The 7092-nt window shown below is 27.6% G+C and carries 7 protein-coding genes and 1 other annotated feature; of the genes, 1 reads left to right on the forward strand and 6 read right to left on the reverse strand.

What is annotated here, in order from left to right:
* Positions 1–111 precede the first annotated feature (111 nt).
* The 3 genes from rplT to infC are packed head-to-tail and all read right to left on the reverse strand — an operon-like array spanning position 112 to position 1277.
* Positions 112–468, reverse strand: a complete 357-nt coding sequence (gene rplT, locus G3997_RS09130) for a 50S ribosomal protein L20 (protein ID WP_296645469.1) — start codon at positions 466–468, stop codon at positions 112–114.
* 59 nt (positions 469–527) lie between these two features.
* Positions 528–722 carry a 50S ribosomal protein L35 gene (rpmI, locus tag G3997_RS09135; RefSeq protein WP_296645470.1) on the reverse strand — a complete coding sequence of 65 codons (195 nt, stop codon included), beginning with the start codon at positions 720–722 and terminating at the stop codon, positions 528–530.
* Positions 723–749: 27 nt separating this feature from the next.
* The gene (gene infC / locus G3997_RS09140) at positions 750–1277 is read right to left on the reverse strand and encodes a translation initiation factor IF-3 (RefSeq protein WP_330616307.1); all 528 of its coding nucleotides are present in this window, start codon (positions 1275–1277) and stop codon (positions 750–752) included.
* A 384-nt stretch (positions 1278–1661) separates the two neighbouring features.
* Here infC and G3997_RS09145 point away from each other — a divergent pair, with 384 nt between their 5' ends.
* Positions 1662–3062 carry an ATP-dependent metallopeptidase FtsH/Yme1/Tma family protein gene (locus G3997_RS09145; protein WP_296645471.1) on the forward strand — a complete coding sequence of 467 codons (1401 nt, stop codon included), beginning with the start codon at positions 1662–1664 and terminating at the stop codon, positions 3060–3062.
* Between the two features lie 45 nt (positions 3063–3107).
* Here G3997_RS09145 and thrS read toward each other — a convergent pair whose 3' ends face one another.
* The 3 genes from thrS to ytxC form a co-directional block, all read right to left on the reverse strand.
* Positions 3108–5027: a threonine--tRNA ligase gene (thrS, locus tag G3997_RS09150; RefSeq protein WP_296645472.1), complete on the reverse strand. Its 1920-nt coding sequence runs from the start codon at positions 5025–5027 to the stop codon at positions 3108–3110.
* 53 nt (positions 5028–5080) lie between these two features.
* Positions 5081–5307, reverse strand: a binding site (T-box leader).
* A gap of 51 nt (positions 5308–5358) precedes the next feature.
* Positions 5359–5961, reverse strand: coding sequence for a DUF445 domain-containing protein (locus G3997_RS09155; RefSeq protein ID WP_296645473.1), 603 nt, complete (start codon positions 5959–5961; stop codon positions 5359–5361).
* A gap of 123 nt (positions 5962–6084) precedes the next feature.
* Positions 6085–6885, reverse strand: a complete 801-nt coding sequence (ytxC, locus tag G3997_RS09160; RefSeq protein ID WP_296645474.1) for a putative sporulation protein YtxC — start codon at positions 6883–6885, stop codon at positions 6085–6087.
* Between the last annotated feature and the right edge of the window lie 207 nt (positions 6886–7092).

The raw sequence follows: 7092 nt of genomic DNA on the forward strand, positions 1-7092 counted from the left end.
ATATAATTATATTATATATATTTATAAGTATTTTTATTTATTAATCTTTTAAAATATATATAAATAAAAAAAGCTCTTGAATTTTATATTCAAAAGCTTTTTTATTTATAATTAAGCTAATTTAGATTTTGCAAGTTCTACTAATTTAGCAAATCCTTCTGCATCTTGTATAGCCATTTCAGCTAACATTTTTCTGTTAACTTCAACACCAGCTAATTTTAATCCGTTCATGAATCTTGAGTAAGATAATCCATGAGCTCTTGTTCCAGCGTTTATTCTTTGTATCCAAAGTTTTCTGAAGTCTCTCTTCTTTAACTTTCTTCCTATATAAGCGTTCTTTAACGCCTTCATTACAAATGTATTTGCTGGTCTATATAATTTGCTTCTTGATCCTATAAATCCTTTTGCAAGTTTTAATACTTTCTTATGCTTCTTACGAGCGTTCATAGCTTTTTTAACTCTTGCCATCGTTATGACCTCCTTCGTCTTCCTCTGTTATTATTGTTTATCTATTATTTTTCCGATTTTTAGTATGGTAATAATTGTGCTATTCTTCTAGCATCTCCTGCTGTAACTATTCCAGACTTTCTTAATTGCATTTTAGTTTTAGCATCTTTCTTAGTTAATATGTGTCTTCTGAAAGCTTTAGCTCTCTTTAATTTTCCAGTTCCAGTCTTTTTGAATCTTTTAGCAGCACCTCTATGAGTTTTCATTTTAGGCATGTTAATTTCCTCCTCTCAGTTAATCATTTATTTCTTTGGATCTATCATTACAACCATGTTATTCCCCTCAAATGCTGGGGCTTTAGTTGGTTCACCAAACTCTTTTACTATATCTATAAACTTAAGCATTACTTCTTTACCAATGTCTTTATGTCCTAATTCTCTTCCTCTAAATCTAAGTTCAACCTTTACTTTGTCTCCTTTTTTAAGGAACTTTATAGCTTGGTTAGCTTTAGTATTTAAGTCATTAGCTTCTATACCTGGTCTTAATCTAACTTCTTTTATGTTTACTACTTTTTGCTTTTTCTTAGATTCTTTTTCTTTTCTAGATTGTTCATACTTGTACTTACCGTAGTCCATTATTTTACATACTGGCGGATTAGCATTAGGTGATATCATTACTAAATCTAGATTTTTGCTATTAGCTATTGTTTGAGCTTCTTTAGAAGACATTAGTCCAAGTTGCTCTCCATTATCTGAGATAACTCTTATTTCTTTATCTCTTATTTCTTCATTGATTGCTAGTTCCTTACTAATGGTAGGACACCTCCAAATTTTTTATAAAAATAAAAGCGAATGATTTAAATCATCCGCATATAAGTTAACACATTTAAACGAGCTTTATACATTATTAATATTATAAAAACTCAACTTATATTAACACTCACAACTTAAATCGTAAGGTGAGAAGCGGACTTCTTCTTGTTTTTTATTATTGTTTATTACTTTATTTACTATATCATGCATTAATTATTTTTTCAAGTACTTTTTATAAATTTTATTTAAAATATTTTATTTAAGTAATTATTATATACGAATATTCTGGTTATACTTAAAAATRTTAGTATATAATTACTAAAAAGTAAAATTAAAATAATAAAATTTATCAACTATGGAAATTCTAATATAAATAATATTTATTATCCGAGGTGTATGGCTATGAAAATGTTGGAAAACTTTTTAAAGAAAATAAACAAACCTGTACCCGTATTTGCCCAAACTAAAATGGAAAAAGAAAATCCACCGGAGGATTCTACTTCAACAAAACCTAAGACTACCTTTTGTGATGTTGCTGGACTAGATGAGGTTAAAGAAGAATTATTTGAAATAGTAGATTTTATGAAATTTCCTGATAAGTATAAAAAAATGGGTGCAAAAATACCAAAAGGTGTATTATTTTATGGCCCTCCTGGTACTGGTAAAACTCTACTAGCATCAGCTGTAGCTGGAGAAACAAATTCATCATTCTTTAATGTTACTGGATCTGAGTTTGTAGAAAAATATGTTGGTGTAGGTGCAAAAAGAGTAAGAACTCTGTTTGAAAAAGCTAGAAAAGAAGCTCCTAGTATAATCTTTATAGATGAAATTGATGCAATCGGCGCTAAAAGACATCTTGAAAGTAATAACGAAAAAGACCAAACACTTAATCAACTTCTAGTTGAAATGGATGGTTTTACTAAAGATTCAAATGTAATAATAGTGGGTGCTACTAACAGACTTGACTTACTTGATGAAGCCCTACTTAGACCAGGTAGATTTGATAGACACATTCATATAGGTGCACCAAATTATCATACTAGACATGAAATATTAAAGGTTCATACTAATAATAAACCTATAGATTCTTCTGTAGACTTGGAAATGCTAGCTAAAAAAACTCATGGGTTTAATGGTGCACATCTTGCTAATATAGCTAATGAAGCAGCTATTTTTGCTGTAAGAGATAACAGTGATGTAATTACTTCTGTTCATTTTGATAAAGCTTTAGAAAGAGTAATCGCTGGACTTGAGTCAAAAAACTCAACTTTAATAGAAAAAGAAAAGAAAATTGTATCTTATCACGAGGCTGGACATGCATTAGTAAGTGACTTAGTAGGAATTTGTCCTATACAAAAAATATCAATAGTTCCTAGAGGACAAGCACTTGGTTATGTTCTTCAATTACCCGATGAAGATAGATACATCTATACTAAAGACGAGCTACTTGGAAAAATAAAAATATTACTTGCTGGAAAAGCATCTGAAGAAATTATTTTCAATCATAAATCAACTGGTGCAAAAGATGACTTAAAGAAAGTTACAGATATAGCTAATCAAATGGTTTGTGAGTATGGAATGAGTAATTTAGGCTTTATGACATTAGATGGAAATAACAAAACATTTTTATCTGAAAAAATACAAGATGAAGCTAACAGTATTGTTCAACAATGCTACAATGAAACTTTAGAGTTATTAAGAAATAATATAAATGATTTACATATAGTTTCAAATCATCTATTTGAAAATGAAACTATGACTCATGAAGAATTAAAATCTTTAATAAAAAAAGAAATGTGCTAATAAAAAATGAGTAATCTAAAATTTAGATTACTCATTTTTTATTTATTAATCTTGTATTACATTTTTTCTGCTTTCAATTTCTTCAGATATAGTAGACATAAATTCATCTAAACTTATACTTCCTATTTCTCCGTTATCTCTACTTCTTACAGATACAGTATTATCAGCAGCTTCTTTTTCACCAACTATTAACATGTAAGGTATCTTTTGAAGCTGAGCTTCTCTTATCTTAAATCCTGTTTTTTCTGCTCTATCATCTATTTCAACTCTTATTCCTTTATCGAATAAAGCTTTTTTAACTTCATTAGCATAATCATTGTATTTATCAGATATAGGTAATATTCTAACTTGAGTTGGAGCTAACCAAACTGGGAATTTACCAGCGTAGTGCTCTATTAATATACCTATGAATCTTTCTATACTTCCGAATGCAACTCTGTGTATCATAACTGGTCTATGCTTTTCACCATCTTGACCTATATAAGTTATATCAAATCTTTGTGGTAATTGCATATCTAATTGTATAGTTCCACATTGCCATGTTCTTCCTAAGCAATCTCTTAAGTGGAAGTCTATCTTAGGACCATAGAATGCTCCATCACCTTCATTTAATATATATGGTAAGTTAAGTTCTTCTAAAGCTTCTCTTAATCCATTTTCAGCTGCTTCCCATTCTGCATCTGAACCTATTGAGTTTTCTGGTCTAGTAGATAACTCTAGGTGATATTCAAATCCGAAAGTCTTATAAACTCTATCTATTAAATCTACAACACCTTTTATTTGATCCTTTATTTGTTCCGGTAACATGAATATATGAGCATCATCTTGAGTGAAAGCTCTAACTCTCATAAGACCATGTAATGCACCTGATAATTCATGTCTATGAACTCTACCAAGCTCTGCAACCTTCATAGGGAACTCTTTATATGAGTGTGGCTTAGCATTGTAGTATATTAATGAACCTGGACAGTTCATTGGCTTTATAGCAAATTGTTGGTCATCTATATCTACAGTGTACATATTTTCTTTGTAGTTATACCAGTGTCCTGAAGTCTCCCATAATTTTTGGTTTAATATTATTGGAGTTTCTATTTCTTGGTATCCGTCTGCTCTGTGTATTTCTCTCCAGAACTTTAATAATTCATTTTTAAGTTCCATACCTTTTGGTAAGAATAGAGGGAATCCTGGACCTTCTTCAGGTATAAAGAATAAGTCTAATTCCTTCCCTAATTTTCTATGGTCTCTCTTTTTAGCTTCTTCTAATAAATGTAGGTATTCTTCTAAATCTTTATTTTTTTCAAAAGATATACCATATATTCTTTGAAGCATTTTGTTCTTTTCATTACCTCTCCAGTAAGCTCCAGCTACACTTAATAACTTAACAGCTTTAACTTTCTTAGTTGAAGGTAAGTGTGGTCCTCTACATAAATCAGTAAAATCACCTTGCTTATAGAAAGATATAACTTCCCCTTCTGGTAAGTCTTCTATAAGTTCTACTTTATATATTTCATTATTTTCTTTAGCCCATGCTAAAGCTTCTTCTCTTGATAATTCATATCTTTCAACAGCTATATCTTCTTTAGCTATTTTCTTCATTTCTTTTTCTAATTTTTCTAAGTCTTCATTAGTTAATCTGTGATCTAAATCTATATCATAATAGAATCCATTTTCTACAGTTGGTCCTATAGCAAACTTAGCTTCTGGGTATAATCTCTTTATAGCTTGAGCTAATATATGAGCTGATGTATGTCTAAAAACATCTTTACCTTCTTCATCATCAAACTTAAATAAGCTTAATTCACAATCTTCTTTAACTATATGGTTAAGTCCTACAACTTTTCCGTTTACAGATGCAGCTACTACTGCTCTTGCTAATCCTTCACTTATAGATTTAGCTATATCCATAACTGAAAGTTCATTTTCGAATTCTCTTACAGATCCATCTTTTAAAGTAACTTTTATCATTTTAATTCCTCCTTAATTATTTTTATAATAAAAAAACTCATCCCAAATAAATATATTGGGACGAGTATTAATTCGCGGTTCCACCCAAGTTGAAGTATTTAAATACTTCCTCTTGTTGACTATAAGGTTGTCACCCGAACACTTTCACATTTTTTATAATGCTAATAAGTTCAGCTCCAAGGTAGTTTTCAAATAGTCATATTAAGATAAGTTTGCAGCCTTTGACTTATCCTCTCTGTTTAACTGTTTCTATTTTACTCTTCCTTTTCATCGCTCATTTTTAGTTATTATAATGATTATATCAAATACTTAATTTACTATCAATAATCTTTTATATAAATATAGTTACTATTCCTTGAATTATTCCTATAAGGAAACCTAGTATTAAACCTAATACTTCAATATGTCTTAATTCTTTTTTTACAATTGTAAGTATTATTTCTTCTAATTCATATAAATCTAATTCGTTTATCTTATTTTCTACCATTTCTTTTATATTTATACGATTATTTGCTTTAACTATAATCTCTTCACATAATTCATCTATACTTTGTCTTATTTCATCTTCTATTATTTCCGCTACATAATTTTGTACTAAAGACTTTATAGTACTAGGTATAAGCGTCATCTTTTCATTTAATATAAGCTTTACTTTTAATTTTATGTAATTAGTTATATTCTCTTTATCTTCTTTAGTTATCATGTTATCAATAATTTCATCAATAGATAAAAATTGATCTGATATTATTTCACCTATGTTTTTAGCTATCTCTGATTTTCTTTTTGGAATCATTCCTACTATTTCTATATTAAGAATAGGTATTTTAATAGGATTTATGGGTCTAAATATTAATTTTATAGCAATTACATTTGTTATGTAACCTATTAATCCTCCTATTATTGCTAATATTAATATTCTAATTATATTATTCATGTTAGAATCTCCTTTATATACAACTCTCTTACCAATTACTCATTATTTAATATATAATTTAAAAAGTAACTTTTACAATTAAACTTTTTATATTCTAACTTTATGAATAAATATATTAGAAACTTAATTTATTTTAATACAACTTACCTTATCTCCAAATATAGATTTAATTATTTCTATTATTTCTTTAGATGAGTTATTGTTTAAAGAATCTATTATTTCTATTTTACTCGGACAGAGTGTTAGAAGATTGCTCATAAGAAAATCTTCATAATTTAAGTTTTCCTCTATAAGCATATCCATCATTTCTTCATCATTTATACTATCAATTTCATTTCCATCTTTATCATAAAGTATAAATAAATTATCTTCTTTTATATGTATTCTTAAAAGTTCTAGCTTCTCTTGTTGAATTTCTACGAAATATTTAAGTACATTGATAAATTCATCTTGGTCTTTTTTTATAAAATATTCTTCCCATGCTAAGTCAACTATAGTATTTAAATAATTGTTAAATTCTTTCATTCTAAATTTAACGAATCCTTCTATATTTATGTAATCTTCATTTCTTATATAATCATATATTTTTTCATATAAAGATTTTTTAATAAAACTCTCTCTTTCTTTAAATAAATTAAGGGCGCACATATATATTTTTTGAATTTCTTCACTTGATTCAGCAGTATATTTTTTTATAATAAATTTTCTAAGCAACTTATTTTCCATTATATCAATTATTAAATCTACTATTTCTTCCACTATTTCTTCGTTGTGCATTTTATCATTATCATTATGTTTTAATACAATTTCTATGTAATCATTAATATAAGTATATTCTTTTTCAAGTTTTCGATTAGTTAGTAGCTTTTTAACAGATACTTCATCTTGTTTAGTTAAGCTCAAGTAAATATCTTTACTGGTCATCTTTCTCACTCCCTTCTAAATCTTAATAACTATGCAAAAATATAATTCTTATACTTCTATTATCTCTCTATATTAACTTTTAATTCATTTTATAAACGACACCTAATGTCATTTAAATTCTATTAATACAAAGAAATTAACCAGTAATGAATAATAAAATTTATATTTTATTTAAAGTTATTTTTCCTTATATAATTTATAATACTT

The organism is Romboutsia sp. 13368, from assembly GCF_018336475.1.
GTDB lineage: Bacteria > Bacillota > Clostridia > Peptostreptococcales > Peptostreptococcaceae > Romboutsia.

Bases quoted from the DNA above. Each gene is read 5' to 3' on its own strand.
- rplT (WP_296645469.1), bottom strand. From the start codon at position 468: ATGGCAAGAGTTAAAAAAGCTATGAACGCTCGTAAGAAGCATAAGAAA.
- rpmI (WP_296645470.1), bottom strand. From the start codon at position 722: ATGCCTAAAATGAAAACTCATAGAGGTGCTGCTAAAAGATTCAAAAAG.
- G3997_RS09145 (WP_296645471.1), top strand. From the start codon at position 1,662: ATGAAAATGTTGGAAAACTTTTTAAAGAAAATAAACAAACCTGTACCC.
- thrS (WP_296645472.1), bottom strand. From the start codon at position 5,027: ATGATAAAAGTTACTTTAAAAGATGGATCTGTAAGAGAATTCGAAAAT.
- G3997_RS09155 (WP_296645473.1), bottom strand. From the start codon at position 5,961: ATGAATAATATAATTAGAATATTAATATTAGCAATAATAGGAGGATTA.
- ytxC (WP_296645474.1), bottom strand. From the start codon at position 6,885: ATGACCAGTAAAGATATTTACTTGAGCTTAACTAAACAAGATGAAGTA.